Source organism: Aquibium sp. ELW1220 (assembly GCF_030398385.1).
Classification (GTDB): domain Bacteria; phylum Pseudomonadota; class Alphaproteobacteria; order Rhizobiales; family Rhizobiaceae; genus Aquibium.
This window is the reverse complement of the sequence record NZ_JAOAOQ010000015.1, coordinates 1-16,995: the sequence shown is the minus strand read 5'-3', so window position 1 is coordinate 16,995 and position 16,995 is coordinate 1. Positions and strand designations below refer to the sequence as shown.

General features: G+C 69.5%; 15 protein-coding genes. 9 read left to right on the top strand and 6 right to left on the bottom strand.

Features of this window, described 5'->3' with window-relative positions; genetic code table 11:
* The first annotated feature begins 1 nt into the window (after position 1).
* The 7 genes from N1F91_RS14870 to N1F91_RS14840 all read left to right on the top strand — a co-directional run bounded on the left by N1F91_RS14870 (position 2) and on the right by N1F91_RS14840 (position 6,403).
* Complete coding sequence (locus N1F91_RS14870) at positions 2-502, top strand: DUF192 domain-containing protein (protein WP_289993180.1); 501 nt, start codon at positions 2-4, stop codon at positions 500-502.
* A gap of 21 nt (positions 503-523) precedes the next feature.
* On the top strand, positions 524-1,285 hold the full coding sequence (locus N1F91_RS14865; protein WP_289993177.1) for an alpha/beta fold hydrolase: 762 nt from the start codon (positions 524-526) through the stop codon (positions 1,283-1,285).
* Positions 1,286-1,389: 104 nt separating this feature from the next.
* The gene (locus N1F91_RS14860) at positions 1,390-1,800 is read left to right on the top strand and encodes a universal stress protein (RefSeq protein ID WP_289993175.1); all 411 of its coding nucleotides are present in this window, start codon (positions 1,390-1,392) and stop codon (positions 1,798-1,800) included.
* A 244-nt stretch (positions 1,801-2,044) separates the two neighbouring features.
* Positions 2,045-3,235, top strand: a complete 1,191-nt coding sequence (locus tag N1F91_RS14855; protein ID WP_289993656.1) for a septal ring lytic transglycosylase RlpA family protein — start codon at positions 2,045-2,047, stop codon at positions 3,233-3,235.
* A gap of 254 nt (positions 3,236-3,489) precedes the next feature.
* A complete protein-coding gene (locus N1F91_RS14850; RefSeq protein WP_289993654.1) occupies positions 3,490-4,596 on the top strand; it encodes a D-alanyl-D-alanine carboxypeptidase family protein in 1,107 nt (368 codons plus the stop codon).
* Positions 4,597-4,694: 98 nt separating this feature from the next.
* A complete protein-coding gene (gene tmk, locus N1F91_RS14845; protein WP_289993653.1) occupies positions 4,695-5,357 on the top strand; it encodes a dTMP kinase in 663 nt (220 codons plus the stop codon).
* A complete protein-coding gene (locus N1F91_RS14840) occupies positions 5,354-6,403 on the top strand; it encodes a DNA polymerase III subunit delta' (protein ID WP_289993174.1) in 1,050 nt (349 codons plus the stop codon). The genes tmk and N1F91_RS14840 overlap by 4 nt, the downstream gene beginning before the upstream one ends.
* An 18-nt stretch (positions 6,404-6,421) precedes the next feature.
* Here the strand turns inward: N1F91_RS14840 and rimO are convergent, their stop codons facing one another.
* Positions 6,422-7,735, bottom strand: coding sequence for a 30S ribosomal protein S12 methylthiotransferase RimO (gene rimO / locus N1F91_RS14835; protein ID WP_289993173.1), 1,314 nt, complete (start codon positions 7,733-7,735; stop codon positions 6,422-6,424).
* Positions 7,736-7,986: 251 nt separating this feature from the next.
* Here rimO and N1F91_RS14830 point away from each other — a divergent pair, with 251 nt between their 5' ends.
* Positions 7,987-9,231 (top strand): MFS transporter, encoded by a 1,245-nt coding sequence (locus N1F91_RS14830; protein ID WP_289993652.1) that lies wholly within the window; start codon positions 7,987-7,989, stop codon positions 9,229-9,231.
* Complete coding sequence (locus tag N1F91_RS14825) at positions 9,228-10,601, top strand: glutamate--tRNA ligase (protein WP_289993171.1); 1,374 nt, start codon at positions 9,228-9,230, stop codon at positions 10,599-10,601. Before N1F91_RS14830 ends, N1F91_RS14825 begins: the two co-directional genes overlap by 4 nt.
* Here the strand turns inward: N1F91_RS14825 and N1F91_RS14820 are convergent.
* The 5 genes from N1F91_RS14820 to N1F91_RS14800 form a co-directional block, all read right to left on the bottom strand.
* The gene (locus tag N1F91_RS14820; protein WP_289993168.1) at positions 10,519-11,811 is read right to left on the bottom strand and encodes a DUF2865 domain-containing protein; all 1,293 of its coding nucleotides are present in this window, start codon (positions 11,809-11,811) and stop codon (positions 10,519-10,521) included. The two genes, N1F91_RS14825 and N1F91_RS14820, sit on opposite strands and share 83 nt — an antisense overlap.
* A gap of 1 nt (position 11,812) precedes the next feature.
* On the bottom strand, positions 11,813-14,149 hold the full coding sequence (locus tag N1F91_RS14815) for an NADP-dependent malic enzyme (RefSeq protein WP_289993166.1): 2,337 nt from the start codon (positions 14,147-14,149) through the stop codon (positions 11,813-11,815).
* A gap of 103 nt (positions 14,150-14,252) precedes the next feature.
* Positions 14,253-15,056 carry a DUF72 domain-containing protein gene (locus tag N1F91_RS14810; RefSeq protein WP_289993164.1) on the bottom strand — a complete coding sequence of 268 codons (804 nt, stop codon included), beginning with the start codon at positions 15,054-15,056 and terminating at the stop codon, positions 14,253-14,255.
* Between the two features lie 160 nt (positions 15,057-15,216).
* The gene (locus N1F91_RS14805) at positions 15,217-16,194 is read right to left on the bottom strand and encodes a hypothetical protein (RefSeq protein WP_289993163.1); all 978 of its coding nucleotides are present in this window, start codon (positions 16,192-16,194) and stop codon (positions 15,217-15,219) included.
* Between the two features lie 401 nt (positions 16,195-16,595).
* Positions 16,596-16,995: IS110 family transposase (locus tag N1F91_RS14800; RefSeq protein ID WP_289993162.1), on the bottom strand; the 400-nt coding region annotated here is incomplete at its 5' end.

Sequence of the window (16,995 nt, the reverse complement as noted above, 5' to 3'; positions counted from 1 at the left end):
CATGCCTCGACTGACCGGGCTGGCCTTCGCTCCAGCCCTTCTTCTTTTCGCCTTCCTCATGCCGGCTGCTGCCGTGCTCGCCCAGGAGGCAGGCAGCCCGATGATCCTGCCGGTCGATCCGGCGCCGCTGGTGGCTGCGACGGGCGAGGGCGAGGTGCGCTTCCAGATCGAGGTGGCCGACACGCCCGAGGAGCGGAGCCGGGGGCTGATGTTCCGCGAGCGGATGCCGGAGAACCAGGGCATGCTCTTCGTCTTTCCGCAGAACCTGCCGGTCGGGTTCTGGATGAAGAACACAATCCTGCCGCTCGATCTCCTCTTCGTCTCCGACAAGGGCGAGGTCCGCGCGATCCTGCCGGGGGTTCCGTTCTCGACCGACACGATCTCGCCGGGCGAGGCGGTGCGCTACGTCCTCGAACTGAATGCGGGGACGGCCGAGCGCGAGGGCATCGCCGTCGGCGATCGCCTTTCCCACCCGATCATCGACGCCGCCTCCGGCGGCTGACCGCAGGACCCTGGCGACCGCATGCCCAGCTTTCATCACGATGGCCTCGACCTCGCCTATATCGACGAGGGCGAGGGCGATCCGGTCCTGCTGATCCACGGCTTCGCGTCGAGCATGCGGGTGAACTGGGTCTCGCCGGGCTGGGTCAAGACGCTGCGCGAGGCAGGCTACCGCGTCGTTGCCCTCGACAACCGCGGGCACGGCCAGTCGCAGAAGAGCTACGAGCCGGAGGACTACCGGCCGGCGAGGATGGCGGCCGACGCCGCCGCGCTGCTCGATCACCTGGGCATCGCCCGGGCCCACCTCATGGGCTACTCGATGGGCGCGCGCGTCTGCGCCTTCACGGCGTTGCTGCATCCAGACAAGGTCGCGACGCTCGTCTTCGGCGGGCTCGGCATCGGCATGGTGGAAGGCGTCGGCGACTGGGACCCGATCGCAGATGCGCTGCTGGCCGACGATCCGGCCGCCATTCCGGATGCGCGCGGGCGGATGTTCCGGGCCTTCGCCGACCAGACCGGCAGCGACCGCAAGGCTCTCGCCGCCTGCATCGCGACGTCGCGGGACCTCGTCACGGAGGCGGATGCGGCGCGCATCGCCCAGCCGACGCTGGTGGCTGTGGGCACGACCGACGACATCGCCGGCTCGCCGGATCTCCTCGCCGGCCTGATGCCGAATGCCGAGGCCTTCGCGATCGAGGGCCGGGACCATATGCTTTCTGTCGGCGACCGCACGTTCAAGAAGCGGGTCCTGGCGTTTCTGTCAGCCCATCCGCTGAACGGATGACCGGCCCTTTCCGTCCTCGCCGCGCCGGTTGATCCAGCGCAAGGACGGCCGCCGCCGCCTGCCGCACGGTCTTCTCCAGCAAATGACAGCCGGAGGGTATGGCCATGTATTCCAGAATTCTCGTCCCGATCGACCTGCACGACGATGCGAAGGCGAAGGCGATGATCGACGCGGCGCGCCATCTCGGCGGGCAAGCCGGGCAGATCGTGCTGCTGCACGTCGTCGAGGACATTCCGAGCTATGTCGCCGTGGAACTGCCGAGCGGCATCCTCGCCGGGCAGAAGGACGATTCGATCCGAAGGCTGGAGGACTTGTCGCAGCGCGAGAACCTGAAGGCTGTGGTCGACGTCAGGATCGGCCAGCCGGCCTCCGCCATCCTGGCCGGGGCCGAGGAACACGGGTCGGACGTGATCGTCATCGCCTCGCATCGTCCGGGCTTCCAGGACTACCTGATCGGCTCGACGGCCGCGCGCGTGGTGCGGCACTCGCGCTGCTCGGTGCTGGTCATCCGGTGATCGGCGGGCATCGTCGTCGCTGTCGGCGGGGCGCAGCCCGCCGGCGGACGAGGACGGTGCCCCAATGTCACAATCTCGCCCTGTTTCGGTCACAGAAAGTTAAGAAGTCGCTAAGCATTGGCTCGCTAGAGCTTGTCGGGTGGCGGGATCGCGGGGGCGGTCGGCCAGAAATGATGACAAGGCTCGCTGCAATCGCATGGCGCGGCAGAGGGTTAACCGGGGAAGAGACTGCATGTTGCAAGGGATGCGCGCGCGCAGGGGACGTCTGTTGTCCCTCGCATCGGTGGCCACATGCGGCGTCGTCCTCGCCTCCTGCGCAGGCCAGTCGCCGATCTCCACCTCGAAGGTCTCGAAGCGGTCCAAGGAGTACTTCGCCGAATCCGTCTACGGCGTGAAGGCGAGCCCCGTCGTCGTCGCCGACAAGAGCGCGCGCGTGCCGCGCGGCGGCGGTCGCGACCAGCTGGGCAAGCCCTACAAGGTCAGGGGCAAGTGGTACAAGCCGAAGGAAGACCCCGACTACGTCAAGGTCGGCGCGGCGTCCTGGTACGGTGACGCCTTCCACGGCCGGCTGACGGCCAATGGCGAAGTCTACGACATGACGCATCTGACGGCCGCGCACCCGACCATGCCGCTGCCGAGCTATGCCCGGGTGACCAATACCAACAACGGCAACTCGGTGATCGTGCGCGTCAACGACCGCGGGCCCTATGCCAACGACCGCATCATCGACCTGTCGAAGCGTGCTGCCGAGCTTCTCGACTATCAGCATGCCGGTGTCGCGAAGGTGAAGGTCGAATATGTCGGCCGCGCGCCGCTGCATGGCCAGGACGACCAGTATCTCATGGCCTCCTACCGGCCGGGCAAGGGGGGCAGCCCGTTCGACCTGCCGGGCGAGATCGCAACCGGCGTGATGATCGCCATGAACGGGCCGACCCCGACCGCGCGCGGCGGCGCAGGCGAGGCGTTCGCCTCGGCCGGGCTGCTTGCCTCGGCGGGCGACCTGCCGCTGCCGGCGTTCGGGCCGGCCGTGCCGGAACGGCCCGAGATCGCCTTCAACGGAACCGGCGTGCGGCTCGCTTCCCTGTCCTATGCCGACGAGCGTGTCGCCCGTTCGGCCGATCCCTTCGGCGCCTTCGACACCGGCATGACCCCGTCGCAGATCGTTGCCGCCTGGGAGCGCAGCCGCGGCGCCCCGGGCGCATCGTCCCCCTCCGCGCCCTACGTCGCCGTCGGCACCTTCGACGACCGCGGCGAAGCCGAGGCGGTCGCGCGGATCCTTTCCTCGAAGGGGGCCGTGGAACTCGCGGTCGAGCCGGCCGACGGGACGAATTGGTACACGATCGCCCTGCAGTTCGACGGCCGGTCCGATCTCGACTCGATGCTGCGGGCGGCCTGGGCCGCGGGCGCATCCGAGGCGATGATCGTGCGCGAGTAGCGCCGCTTTCCCAGTTTTTCCAGCGTCGGCATCCGCGCCGCCAGGAAACCGCAGCGTCAGTCGCCCACCTTCGCGGCGCGGCTTCGGTTGATACTTGCCGCGTTCCTTTGCTAGTCTTCCTGCGGGTGCTGCGGTTCGGCCGCATTCGGCCGTTATGTTTCGCCGTGCGCCGGCTGGCGACGACTGCAACGGGAACCGGTATCATGTTCCGTCACTTGAAGACGCTGGCGATCTCGGTCGTCATCCTGGTCGTCATGGCCCTCCAGGCGCAGGCGCAGCTGTTCGAGACGCGCGCCGAACAGGCCTTCATGATCGACGCCGAGACCGGCACGGTCCTCTACTCCAAGGACGCCGACAAGCTCATCCCGCCGGCCTCGCTCGCCAAGCTGATGACCATGGAGGTCGTCTTCAACGCCCTGAAGAGCGGGCGGCTGACCATGGACGACGCCTTCCTGGTCAGCGAGCATGCCTGGCGCACGGGCGGCGCGCCATCGGGCACGTCCACCATGTTCGCCGAGCTCAAGTCGTCGATCAGGCTCGAGGACCTGATCCAGGGCGTCATCGTCCAGTCGGCCAATGACGGCTGCATCATCATCGCCGAAGGCATGGCCGGCTCGGAGGAGAATTTTGCCCAGCTGATGACCGAGCGGGCGCGCCAGATCGGCCTCACGAAGTCGGTGTTCAAGAACGCGACCGGGCTGCCGGCCGAGGGGCAACTGGTCACCGTGCGCGAACTCGCCATGCTCGCGCTGCACATCTGGCGGGAGTATCCGGACTATTACAAATACTACTCCCAGCCCGACTTCACCTGGAACCGGATCCGGCAGACCAACCGCAACCCGCTGCTCAAGATGGACATCGGCGCCGACGGGCTGAAGACCGGTTTCACCGAAGAATCCGGCTATGCGATCGTCGGTTCGGTCGATCGCCAGGGCCGCCGCCTGTTTGCGGCGCTGAGCGGCCTGTCCAGCGAGAACACGCGGGCCGAAGAGGCGCGCAAGATCCTCGACTGGGGCGTGCGCGCCTTCGAGACGCACGAGGTCTTCGCCGCCGACGAGGTGGTCGGGCAGGCGCAGCTGTTCGGCGGCGAGAAGGGCTCCGTGGCGCTGAAGGCCAGGGCGCCGGTGGCGATCCTCGTGCCGATCACCAACAGGGACCGGCTCATCGCGCGGATCGTCTACCAGGGCCCGCTGCAGGCTCCGGTGGAGGCGGGCATGCCGGCGGGCACGCTGAAGGTCTGGATCGGCGACACGCTGAGCCAGGAGACGCCACTCTTCACCGCCGAGAGCGTCGGCACCGGCTCGCTGCACAGCCGCGCCATGGATGCCATCGGCGAGCTGCTGGTCGGCTGGATGCGCTGAGATTTGCCGGCAGCGCCCGGCACACGTCCTGCGGCGTGGACGTGGCCCGGCTGCCGGACTAAGAAGACGGACGGATAGCGCGATTGGGATCGGCCTTGCTGAACGGCGGACTGTTCATCACCTTCGAGGGCGGCGAGGGGGCCGGCAAGTCGACCCAGATCCGGCGGCTCGCCGAGCGGCTGCGCGGTCTTGGCCATGACGTGCTGGTCACCCGGGAGCCCGGCGGCTCACCCGGTGCGGAGGCGGTCCGCCACGTCCTTCTCTCGGGTGCGGCGGAGCCTTTCGGGCCGCGCATGGAGGCGCTGCTCTTCGCCGCCGCCCGGTCCGACCATGTCGAGCAGGTGATCCGCCCCGCCGTCGAGCGCGGCGCCATCGTGCTGTGCGACCGCTTCCTCGATTCCACCCGTGTCTACCAGGGCGTGACCGGCGGGCTCGATCCCGTCTTCGTCGCCGGACTGGAGCGCATTGTCGTCAACGGCATGATGCCCGATCTGACGCTGATCCTCGATCTCAGTCCGGTGGAGGGGCTGAGGCGGGCCGGCGTGCGACGCGGCGCGGGCGCTGCCGCCGACCGTTTCGAGAAGGAGACCATCGCCATCCACGAGCGCCGGCGCGAAGCGTTCCTCGACATCGCCATGCGCGAGCCCTACCGCTGCGTGCTCGTCGATGCCGGCGGGCGGGAGGACGAGGTGGCGGCCAGGATCGACACGGCGGTCGACCGCCTGCTCTCCGATCGCGAAGGCAAGGCGGCAGCGGAATGAGCTTCGAGCGAGTGGCGCCCGAACAGCACGATACGCTGGACGGCATCCCCGAACCGGCCGAGAACCCGTTGCTGGTCGCCCACGGCGCGGAGGCCAACCGCCTCGCAGCCACCTATCGCGGCGGCAAGATGCATCATGCGCTGATCCTCTCGGGCCCGCGCGGCATCGGCAAGGCGACCTTCGCCTTCCATCTTGCGCACCATCTTCTGAAGTATCCGGACCGGGCGACCGCGCCCGACCGGCTGGCCGTGCCGGAGCCGGGGTCGGCGCTGCACCGCATGATCGCCTCCGGCGCCCATCCCGGCGTGCTCTATCTGGCGCGGCCGATGAACGAGAAGACCAAGGCCTTCCGCACCGCTGTCACGGTGGAGGAGATCCGCCGCGTCAACCGCTTCCTGTCGATGACCTCGCACGACGGCGGCTACCGGATCGTCATCATCGATCCGGCCGACGACATGAACACCAATGCGGCCAACGCGCTCCTGAAGAACCTCGAGGAGCCGCCGTCGCGCACGCTCTTCATCCTGATCTCGCATGCGGCCGGCGGGCTCCTGCCGACCATCCGCTCGCGCTGCCAGACCGTGCGCCTGCACGGGCTTCTGCCGGAGGACCTGTCGCGGGTGCTGGCCAGTTTCGGCACGGCGGTGCCGGATGCCGCCGCGCTCGCCGCACGGGCCGGCGGAAGCGTGCGCGAGGCGATCCTGCTCACCGAATATGGCGGTCTGGAGATCGCCGGGGCGCTCGAGACGATCGTCGAGGCCGGGCGCTTCGATCCGGCGGCGGCCGGCAAGCTCGCCGACGCGGTGGCCGGGCGAGACCAGGCCATCCCGTTCGCGCTTTTCAACGCCCATCTGCTCGACCGGGTGGGCGCGAAGGCGACCGCGGCGGCGCTGGCCGGCGATCTCGGCCGCGCCGAAGCGCTGTCGGCGCTCTGGCAGGAGACCAGCCGGACGATCGCCGAGACGGAAACCTACAATCTCGACAAGCGCCAGCACGTGCTCGGGCTGGTGCGCCGCATCCAGGGCGTTCTGGCCAGGGCGGCCTGAGCGGCCCCGTTTGCCCTGTCAGACCGCCTGGCCGTAGAGATCGTAGGCGTCCGCCTCGTCGATCTTGACGGTGACGATGTCGCCGACGCGCAGTGGCCGGCGCGACTGGACGTGGACGGCGCCGTCGATCTCCGGCGCGTCGTACTTGGTGCGGCCCCTGGCGGCCGTGCCGTTCGCCTCGTCGATGATGACGGGCAGGCGCTTGCCGACCTTCTTCTTGAGCAGATTGGCCGAGATCTTCTGCTGGCGCGCCATGAAGCGGTTCCAGCGGATGTCCTTGACCTCCTCCGGCACGGGCTCCAGCCCGAGGTCGTTCGCCTTCGCGCCGCCGACGGGCTCGTATTTGAAGCAGCCCGCGCGTTCGATCTTCGCCTCGTCCAGCCAGTCGAGCAGCATCTCGAAGTCCTCCTCCGTCTCGCCGGGGAAGCCGACGATGAAGGTGGAGCGCAGCGCGAGGTCCGGGCAGGTCTCGCGCCAGCGGCCGATGCGCTCGAGCGTCTTTTCCTGATGCGCCGGACGCCGCATGTTCTTCAGAACGCGCGGCGAGGCGTGCTGGAAGGGAATGTCGAGATAGGGCAGGATCTTGTGCTCGGCCATCAGCGGGATGACCTCGTCGACATGCGGGTAGGGGTAGACGTAGTGCATCCGCACCCAGGCGCCGAGTTCGCCGAGTTCCCGCGACAGGTCGAGGAACCGCGTCCGCACCTCGCGGTCGCGCCACAGGCTCGGCGCGTATTTCAGGTCGATGCCGTAGGCGCTGGTGTCCTGCGAGATGACGAGGAGTTCCTTCACGCCGGCGGCGACCAGGCGCTCGGCCTCGCGCAGCACGTCGCCGACCGGGCGCGAGACCAGATCGCCGCGCAGGGCAGGGATGATGCAGAAGGAGCAGCGGTTGTTGCAGCCCTCCGAAATCTTCAGATAGGCGTAGTGGCGCGGCGTCAGCTTGACGCCCTGCGGCGGGATCAGGTCGACGAAGGGCTCGTGCGCAGGCGGGGCTGCCTCGTGCACGGCTGCCATCACGCTCTCGTAGGCCTGCGGTCCGGTGATCGCCAGCACGTTCGGATGCTTTTCGCGGATCAGTTCGGGCGTGGCGCCCATGCAGCCCGTCACGATGACCTTGCCGTTTTCGGCCATCGCCTCGCCGATCGCGGCCAGCGACTCGTCGCGCGCGGAATCGAGAAAGCCGCAGGTGTTGACGACGACGAGGTCGGCGCCGTCGTGCTTGCGGGCGATCTCGTAGCCCTCGGCGCGCAGGCGCGTGAGGATGCGCTCGGAATCGACCAGCGCCTTGGGGCAACCGAGACTGACGAAGGAGACGCGCGGAGCGTTCATTGCGGGACTTTCGATAACGGAACGGGAGGTTGCCGCGCCCATAGCACAGTTTGCGGGCTGCGGTCATCCCGGCGATTGTTCGTCAGGGGAGGTCTTGCGGCAAGGCGCGGAACACAATGGTCCAACGGCGGGTTGCCCTGTTCATCGCGGCGCCCCGGGCCTAGAGGTTTGGTGAGCACCGTGCCGGCCGCGCCGTGGCGCTTCCTTCAAGCCGCGGCCAGGACCACTTCATCTCCACCGACCGTGAGCCGATGTCCTTCCTCGTCTTCCTTCGCGACAATGCGCGCTGGCTCGCCGGCGGGTTTCTGCTCACCTTCTTCTCGTCCTTCGGCCAGACCTTCTTCATCTCGCTTTCGGCCGGCGACGTGAGGCGGGAGTATGGCCTGTCGCATGGCGACTTCGGCCTGATCTACATGCTGGCGACGCTCGGAAGCGCCCTGACGCTGCCCAAGCTCGGACAGGTCGTCGACCGCCATTCCGCCCGGACGGTCGCGCTCTTCATCATGCCGATGCTGGCGCTTGCGGCGGTGATGATGTCCGTCTCGCAGAACGTCGTCCTCCTCGTGGTCAGCATCTACATGCTGCGGCTGTTCGGGCAGGGTATGATGACCCACAACGCCATGACGGCGATGGCGCGGTGGTTCGCCGCGCAGCGCGGCCGGGCGGTGTCGGTCACCACGCTCGGCCACAATGCCGGGGAGGCGATCTTTCCCCTGCTGTTCGTCTTCGTCGCCGGCCTGGTCGGCTGGCGGAACTCGTGGCTGATCGCCGCCGCCGTGCTGATCCTCGTCGCGCTGCCCGCGGTCGCGGGGCTGATCGCTATCGAGCGGGCGCCGCGCGCTTCCGACCCGACGTCGACCAAGCCTGCCGCGCGCGACTGGACGCGCGCCGAGGTGCTCGGCGACCCGCTGTTCTATCTGCTGCTGATGGGGGTGATGGCGCCGGGGTTCATCGGCACCACGATCTTCTTCCACCAGGTCTACCTCGTGGAACTTCGCGGCTGGTCGATCGAGCTCTTCGCCGGGTCCTTCACCTTCATGGCGGCGATGACCATCACATTTGCGCTGGTGGCCGGGCAGCTGATCGACCGCTTCTCGGCCGTGGCCCTGCTGCCGAGCTTCCTCGTGCCGCTCGGGCTGTCGTGCCTCGTGCTCGGGCTGCTCGATGCGCAGTGGAGCGTCTTCGTGTTCATGGCGCTGCTCGGCGTGTCCTACGGTTTCTCCTCGACGCTGTTCGGCGCGCTGTGGCCGGAGATCTACGGGCTGAAGCATCTGGGCTCGATCAGGGCGGTGATGGTGGCCATCCTGGTCTTCGCCACGGCCATGGGTCCGGGCCTGACCGGCTACCTGATCGACGCCGGCATCGCGCTGCCGGCGCAGGTGGTCGCCATGGGCCTTTACTGCCTCGCCATGGTTGTGGTGATGAGCCTCGTGACGCGCAGGCTGCAGCAGCGTAGCTTGCTAGAGAATCACGCTTCGGATACCTCGCGACCATGACCGTCACCGTCCGCTTCGCCCCATCGCCGACCGGCCAGATCCATATCGGCAACGCGCGCACCGCGCTGTTCAACTGGCTGTTCGCGCTGAAGAACCGCGGCCGCTTCATCCTGCGGTTCGACGATACCGACGTCGAGCGGTCGAGGCAGGAATATGCCGACCAGACGCTCTACGATCTCCACTGGCTCAACATCTTCCCCGACGCGGTCGAGTACCAGTCGCGGCGCGGCGCCTCGCACGCCGAAGCGGTCGAGCGTCTCAAGAAGAGCGGCGCGCTCTATCCGTGCTACGAGACGCCGGAGGAACTCGATCTCAAGCGCAAGATCCGCCTGTCGCGAAAGCTCCCGCCGATCTACGGCCGCGAAGGGCTGGCCTATTCGGCGAAGGACCGGGCCGCCTTCGAGGCGGAAGGTCGCCGGGCGCACTGGCGGTTCCGGCTGCCGAATTTCCGCCGCGACCCCTTCGATCCGGTGCGCACCCTGGTGAGCTGGACCGACGTGGTGCGCGGGTCCGAGACCGTCGATATCGGGTCGCTGTCCGATCCGATCCTGGTGCGCGAGGACGGGACCTATCTCTATACGCTGCCCTCCGTCGTCGACGATATCGAGCTCGGGGTCACCCATGTGATCCGCGGCGACGACCATGTGACCAACACCGGCGTTCAGATCGCCCTGTTCCAGGCGCTCGGCGCCACGGTGCCGGCCTTCGGCCACCACAACCTGCTGACCACGGCGACCGGCGAGGGGCTGTCGAAGCGGACGGGCGCCCTGTCGATCCGCAGCCTGCGCGAGAGCGGGCTGGAGCCGATGGCGATCGCGTCGCTGGCCGTGCTGACGGGGACCTCGGAGAACGTCGTGCCCGAGGGCGACATGATGAAGCTCGCCGAGCGCTTCGATCCGGAGGCGACCTCGCGGTCGGCCGCCAAGTTCGATCCCGAGGATCTCACGGGGCTCAACCGCGCGCTCGTCCAGGCGATGCCGTTCGAAAGGGTCCGCGACCGGCTCGTCGCCTTCGGCGTCATGGGCGAGAAGGCCGAGGCCTTCTGGATGGCGATCCGGGGCAATCTCGACCGGCTGCAGGACGTCACGTCCTGGTGGAAGATCGTGACGGTCAGGCCCGAGCCGGGTGTGACCTTCAGCGACGCCGATGTCGCCTTCCTGCGCGAGGCCTTCGACCTGCTGCCGGACGAGCCGTGGGACGCAGGCACGTTCAAGGCCTGGACGAGCGCCGTGCGCGAGACGACGGGACGGAAGGGCAAGACGCTGTTCATGCCGCTCAGGCTTGCGCTTACCGGACGAGACCAGGGGCCGGAGCTTGCAGACCTCCTGCCGCTTCTTGGTCGAGAAGGAACGCTGGCCCGACGACCCTGATACGCCGCTCGGCGGTCGACGCCGTCGACCGTTCTTCGGTCGACGCGGTCGGCGCCGGGTCGGGCGTCATCGCCTCGACGATGGCGAGGATGGCCGCCCGGTCGAGGCCGCCGTCGCGGTTGGCGAGGCTCTCCGGATCGGTGGCCGGATCGGGGCGCCGGCGCGGCAGGGGGACCATCGCCGTCTCCGCGGGCGGCTCGCCGGCGGGATCGGTCGCACTGGCGGGATCGGCCGGGGCCGCGTGGTCGCCGGCGATGATGGAAAAACTCTTCGGCGCGCCGCAGCCGCAGGATTCGGGTCGGACGAAGCCGGTCTGGCGGTAGCGGAAGGCGGTCGGCAGGGCGGTGTAGGGAACGCCCGACAGCGATACCATCTGGTCCGCCTCCTCGCCCGGCGTCCGGTGGATGTAGAGTTCGACCTCGGTCCCCGGGCACTGCGCCTGGCAGGCCGCGGCGTCGCGGTCGAGTTCGTCGGCGAAGGTCGAATAGGCGACCGGGAAGAAGTAGCCGTCGCAGGCCCGCACGCAGAGCGTCCGGAACGTTCCCGAGAAGCGTGGCCGGATCTCGATGCGGCTGCCGTTCCGGATGACGACGCGCTGGCGTTCGCGGTTCTCGTCGGCGGGTTCGCGGACGATCCGGTCGGGACGCCGCTCTTCCAGGCCGCCGCCGAACAGGCGGTCGAGGAAGGAGGGCGCGCCGCGGGCCCGGGCGCCGCCGTCCCGCGGCGCGGCGGTGGCACCACGGCAGTCATTGGCGTCGAGCGAGGCGAGGATGCGCGCCCGCGAGGCGGAGCCGTCGCGCCCGCCGGAGACCTGGCGGGACTTGCGCTGGAGGCTCGCCAGGTTGGCGTTCATGCGCTGCAGGGTGGAGCGGAGCGACTGGCACGCCTGGCCGGTATTGCCGCCGAAGATGCCCGAGCAGCCGGCGCCGCGCAGCTGGCCCTCGGCCCGGTCGATCTGGCGGAGCTGGTCGGCGATCGCCTTCTCGTACTGGCGGGCGCGGGCGGGCGAGCCGCCCGTGTTGCCGGCGCGGGCGAGCTGACCCTCGAGGTCGCGGCAGATGCGCGACGAGGCGGCGGCGTCGGAGGCGGACGGCAGGCCGGCCGCGAGCAGGACGAGGGCGATGATCGCGCCGCGCGTCGCCCCTTTCGCCGTCACCGCCATGGCCATGTCCTCGCCGATCCCGCCCGTCCGTTCCGATGCGCGCCGCATGCTACCCCGTCGTGGTTAACCCTTCGTTGGCCGGCTGCGCCGCGGCCGACTGGGAGGCTTCGACGACCGAGAGGGCCGTCATGTTGACGACGCCGCGCGAGGTGACCGAGGGGGTGAGGATGTGGGCCGGCCGCGCGGTGCCGAGCAGGATCGGGCCGACGTGGAGCGCGTCGGTCAGGGCCTTGACGGTCGTCAGCGCGATGTTGGCGGCGTCGAGGGTGGGGAAGACGAGCAGGTTGGCCTCGTCCGTGAGCTTGGAATGCGGATAGACGCGGTTGCGCAGCACGGCCGAGAGCGCCGAATCGCCGTGCATCTCGCCGTCTGCCTCGAGGTCGGGCGCCATCTCGGCGAGCAGGGCGGCGGCCCGGCGCATCTTCAGCGTGCTCGGCGTGTCGCGCGAGCCGAAATTGGAGAGCGACAGCAGGGCAGCCTTGGGCTCGATGCCGAAGCGGCGGATCTCCTCGGCGGCGAGCAGCGTCATCTCGGCGATCTCCTCGGCCGTCGGATCGACGGAGACGTAGGTGTCGGTGAAGAAGGTGACGCCGCGCTGCATGATCAGCATCGACAGGGCCGAGAGATCGCGCACGCCCGCCCGCCGGCCGACGATCAGGTCGACGTTGCGCAGGTGCCGCTCGAAGCGGCCTTCGAGGCCGCAGATCATCGCGTCGGCCTCGCCGCGCACCAGCGCCAGCGCGGCGATGACGGTGGTGTTGGTGCGCACCAGCGTGCGGGCGGCCTCCTGGGTGATGCCGCGGCGGCCGGCGAGCTGGATCAGGTGGTCGACATAGCCGCGGTAGCGCGGATCGTCCTCGGGGTTGACGAGGTCGAAGTCGATGCCCGGCCGGACCTTGAGGCCGTAGCGGCGCAGGCGCGTCTCGATGACGCTCGGCCGGCCGATCAGGATGGGGCGGGCGATGCCCTCCTCGAGCACCACCTGGGCGGCGCGCAGCACGCGCTCGTCCTCGCCGTCGGCATAGATGACGCGCTTGGCGGTGGCGGTGCGGGCGGTGGAGAAAACAGGCTTCATGACCAGCCCCGACCGGAAGACGAAGCGGTTGAGGCGGTCGATGTAGTGGGCCATGTCGGCGATGGGCCGGGTGGCGACGCCGCTGTCGCAGGCGGCCTTGGCGACGGCCGGCGCGATGCGCAGGATGAGGCGCGGGTCGAAGGGCGAAGGGATGAGGAAGTCCGGGCCGAAGGTGGGCGTCTCGGTGGCGTAGGCGCGGGCGGCGACGTCGGACGGCTCCTCGCGGGCAAGCGCTGCGATGGCGCGGACGGCGGCCATCTTCATCTCCTCGTTGATCGCGGTGGCGCCGACGTCGAGCGCGCCGCGGAAGATGTAGGGGAAGCAGAGCACGTTGTTGACCTGGTTGGGAAAATCCGACCGGCCGGTGCAGATCATCGCGTCGGGGCGCGCGGCGCGGGCTAGCTCGGGCATGATTTCGGGCACCGGGTTGGCGAGAGCCAGGATCAGCGGGTTTTCCGCCATGTGCGCGAGCAGCTCGGGCTTGAGGACGCCGGCCGCCGAGAGGCCGAGGAAGACGTCGGCGCCGCCGATGACGTCGGCCAGCAGACGGGCGTTGGTGTCCTTGACGTAAGGGTCCTTCCAGCGGTCCATCTCGTCGACGCGGCCCTTGAAGGCGACGCCGAAGCGGTCGGTGACCCAGATGTTCTCGCGCCGGGCGCCGAGCGAGACGAGCAGGTTGAGGCAGGCAAGCGCGGCAGCGCCGGCGCCCGAGGTGACGATCTTGACCTCGCCGAGCTCCTTGCCGGCAAGCTCCATCGCGTTCAGCACCGCGGCGGCGACGATGATGGCGGTGCCGTGCTGGTCGTCGTGGAAGACGGGGATGTTCATCCGCGCCTTGAGCTGCTCCTCGACCTCGAAGCACTCTGGCGCCTTGATGTCCTCGAGGTTGATCCCGCCGAAGGTGGGCTCGAGGGCGGCGATGGTGGAGACCATGGCCTCGATGCCCGGCGCGTCGATCTCGATGTCGAAGACGTCGATGCCGGCGAACTTCTTGAACAGGACGGCCTTGCCCTCCATCACCGGCTTGGAGGCCAGCGGCCCGATGTTGCCGAGGCCGAGCACGGCCGAGCCGTTGGAGACGACGCCGACGAGATTGGCGCGGGCGGTGTAGAGGGCGGCCGTCGACGGGTCGTCGGCGATGGCCAGGCAGGGGGCCGCGACGCCCGGCGAATAGGCCAGCGCCAGGTCGCGCTGGTTGCCGAGCGGCTTGGTGGCCTGGATCTCCAGCTTGCCGGGCTCGGGATAGCGGTGGAAGAAGAGCGCGGCCTCGTCGAGATCGGAGAGGGCGGGCTTGGGCGACTGGTGATCCATCGAAAACGATTCCGCATCCTGGCCTGGCAACTGAACGGGTTTAGCATGGCGGGCGCGGATTTCGAGGGCGTGACGGCCGAAACTGTTTCGCAGCCGCCGCCGGTCATCCGTCGGCGAGCCGCTGCAGCGCGATGGCGCCGTGCGGGGCGCGGATCTTGCCCTCGTGGATGACGTAGACGAAGACGTCGCGCGGGCGCTTCTCCACCTTCGCATCGGGGTCGGCCAGCGGCAGGTCGTCCGGCACGCCGCCCTCGGCCCAGAGGCGGGCGCGGCGTGCCCAGGCTTCGAGTTCGGCCGGCGGATAGGCGGTCGGCACGTCGTCGTCGCCGCGCTGCAGCCGCGCATAGACGAAACCGGCGGTGACGTCGGCGATCTCGGGATAGTCGAAATGATGCGCGTAGCAGATCGCCGCGCCATGCCTGCGGGCGAGCGCGACGAAGGCGGGGTCGACGAAGGAGGCGTGGCGCACCTCCAGCACGTGGCGGAGGACGAGGCCCGCATGGGTCTCGGGCAGGAGCTTCAGGAACCCCTCGAAATCGTCGGGCTCGAACCGCTTCGTCGGCGCGAACTGCCAGACGATCGGGCCGAGCTTGGCTCCCAGTTCCTCGATGCCCTGGGCGAAGAATTTCGCCATCGAGTCGCCGGCCGAGGCGAGGACCTTCTTGTTGGTGACGAAACGGTTGCCCTTGAGGGCGAAGACGAAGCCATCGGGCGCCTCGGCCGCCCATTTGGCGAAGGTTTCCGGCGTCTGGCCGCGGTAGTAGGTGCCGTTGACCTCGATGGTCGACACCTGGCGGGCGGCGAACTCCAGCTGCTTCTTCTTCGGCAGGTCGGCCGGATAGAAGCTGCCCTCCCAGGGCTCGAAGGTCCAGCCGCCGAAGCCGGCTCGGATGGTTCCGGACTGCATGTGATCGTCTCCCGGTTGCAGAGGCTACAGCCTGCGCGGCCGGCTGCCGCTTGTCCACCCGATTGCGGCGGGCTGCTGACAGGGGCGCGGACAAGCGGACGCGACCGCTGCCGGACGGGATCCGGGCGGGGCGGACGGCCGGAAGCGGCGGCCCGAAAGGTCATGAGGTGTCGTACCGCGCCAGCAGGCCGTGGGCCTGCGCGTTGAGTTCGTCGCGAATGACGAAGATCTCGTCCTTTCGCCGTGTCCGGCCGCCGGGCGGGCGGCCGAGGCGCAACGGCCCGACGCGGCGGAAACGGCGTGACATGCGGCGGGCATGGGCTGCCGGCGTCTCGCCCGGGGCATAGCCCGTGTCCTCGGGCGCGAGCGCTTCGGCGCGCCGGTCCCGCGCGCGCTCGGCGGCGCGGCGGGCGCGCCAGCGCAGGAAGCGTTTCGCTTCGCCGTTCAGGTCGTCGAGCGCGTCGGCCAGCGCCTCGATGCGCAGCATCAGCCGGGTCGCGTCGAGCCGGTCGTCCGGCCGCGGCGCTCGCCAGGCGGGCGCGCGCTCGGCTTCGGAGCCGGGGAACCAGATGCTTGGCCGGCTGCGCGGCGCGCTTCGTCGTTTGCTCGTTCGGCGCAGGGGGTCGGTGAGCGGCAGGCGCAGCCGGCGCGGCGGCTTCGGCGCCGGCGGTATCGCCCAGGCGGGCACCGGCGCGGGACCCACCAGAGAGCCGACCGCGATGCCGAAGGTGGGATGGGCGTCACGGAGATGCCGGATGACGATGCCGGACCGGGTGCCGCTGGCCAGGCTGGTCGATGCGGCAACGGGCTGGCGCGGCGCGTGGGCGCGGCGCGGACGGCCCTTTTGCGCCTTCGGCAGGTCGGCCGCAGGCCTGTCTGCCGCGTCCGCCTGCGCCTGCGGCGCGGCATGGACGGCCAGCGCCAGCACGATGACCAGCCGCCGCGCCGCAGCCTCGACCGGCCGCAGCACGCGCGTCAGGGCGCGGTGGCGCCGGCGCGAAAGGGTGGGGCGGTCGGCCGGCACCGCATCCGGGGGGCGCAGGTCGTCGTCGGTGCCGCGGCCGACCATGGCGACGAGCGAGGAGACGATGCGCCGCAGCGCCGCCGCCCTCCACTCCACCGCCGCCTGCCAGTCCATCGCCGCCGCCTCCGTTATCACCGCGCAGAGTGTCGCGCGGGTCGAGGGGGGCGTGGATAGACGGGCTAAGATTTTTTTGCGGGGCCATGCCGAGGGTGGGGCGCGCAGCGGCGGCGGAGGGATGCGGAGGATGGCGCGCAGCGGCGGCGATGGGGGCCGTGCGGTGGGTGGCATTCGGCATGATGCAGCCGAGGCCGGTCGAGGCCGCAGGGTTTCATCGTCCTTGCGGCCATGCCGGTCGTGGCTGGCGTGAAAGGCGTGAGCATCGGTGCGGCGGGGTCCCCCCCTCCGCCTCGCTTCGCTCGGCACCTCCCCCCCACTTCGTGGGGCTGGAGGATGGGCGGCAGTGCTGCCGGCGGCTTATCCTCCAGCCCCACGCAGTGGGGGGGACTCCCCACCGTTTAGCAAGAGGTTTTCTGGGTCGCCAGGGACGGGTCGAAGGTGGTTCCGGCTTTCAGCATGGCACAGGCGACGTTGAGGAGGCGGTCGGCGACGGAGCGCAGGGCGCGGCCGTGGCTGTGACCTCGGCTCCGAAGGGCGGCGTACTTCGAACGGCTGCTGAGGTCGTGCTGGATGGCGACGCGTGCCCAATGGTACACGGCGTTGGCGAGCCGGTCGTGACAGGCCTGTCGTCTGACGACGATGCAACTCTTGCCCGACCGCTTGGTGACCGGCGCTGTTCCTGTCAGACTGCGCAAGGCGGCGTAGTCGCGTCGCTGCAGGGCATCGAAGGCTTCTGCAAGCAGCGTGGCGAGGACGATCCTTCCCACTCCCGGCAAGGATGCGAGGATCTCCACGTCA

What these genes read in the sequence shown, in the direction of transcription:
- N1F91_RS14870 (WP_289993180.1), top strand. Translation starts at nt 2, where the DNA reads ATGCCTCGACTGACCGGGCTGGCCTTCGCTCCAGCCCTTCTTCTTTTC.
- N1F91_RS14865 (WP_289993177.1), top strand. Translation starts at nt 524, where the DNA reads ATGCCCAGCTTTCATCACGATGGCCTCGACCTCGCCTATATCGACGAG.
- N1F91_RS14860 (WP_289993175.1), top strand. Translation starts at nt 1,390, where the DNA reads ATGTATTCCAGAATTCTCGTCCCGATCGACCTGCACGACGATGCGAAG.
- N1F91_RS14855 (WP_289993656.1), top strand. Translation starts at nt 2,045, where the DNA reads ATGCGCGCGCGCAGGGGACGTCTGTTGTCCCTCGCATCGGTGGCCACA.
- N1F91_RS14850 (WP_289993654.1), top strand. Translation starts at nt 3,490, where the DNA reads ATGGCCCTCCAGGCGCAGGCGCAGCTGTTCGAGACGCGCGCCGAACAG.
- N1F91_RS14840 (WP_289993174.1), top strand. Translation starts at nt 5,354, where the DNA reads ATGAGCTTCGAGCGAGTGGCGCCCGAACAGCACGATACGCTGGACGGC.
- rimO (WP_289993173.1), bottom strand. Translation starts at nt 7,735, where the DNA reads ATGAACGCTCCGCGCGTCTCCTTCGTCAGTCTCGGTTGCCCCAAGGCG.
- N1F91_RS14830 (WP_289993652.1), top strand. Translation starts at nt 7,987, where the DNA reads ATGTCCTTCCTCGTCTTCCTTCGCGACAATGCGCGCTGGCTCGCCGGC.
- N1F91_RS14825 (WP_289993171.1), top strand. Translation starts at nt 9,228, where the DNA reads ATGACCGTCACCGTCCGCTTCGCCCCATCGCCGACCGGCCAGATCCAT.
- N1F91_RS14820 (WP_289993168.1), bottom strand. Translation starts at nt 11,811, where the DNA reads ATGCGGCGCGCATCGGAACGGACGGGCGGGATCGGCGAGGACATGGCC.
- N1F91_RS14815 (WP_289993166.1), bottom strand. Translation starts at nt 14,149, where the DNA reads ATGGATCACCAGTCGCCCAAGCCCGCCCTCTCCGATCTCGACGAGGCC.
- N1F91_RS14810 (WP_289993164.1), bottom strand. Translation starts at nt 15,056, where the DNA reads ATGCAGTCCGGAACCATCCGAGCCGGCTTCGGCGGCTGGACCTTCGAG.
- N1F91_RS14805 (WP_289993163.1), bottom strand. Translation starts at nt 16,194, where the DNA reads ATGGACTGGCAGGCGGCGGTGGAGTGGAGGGCGGCGGCGCTGCGGCGC.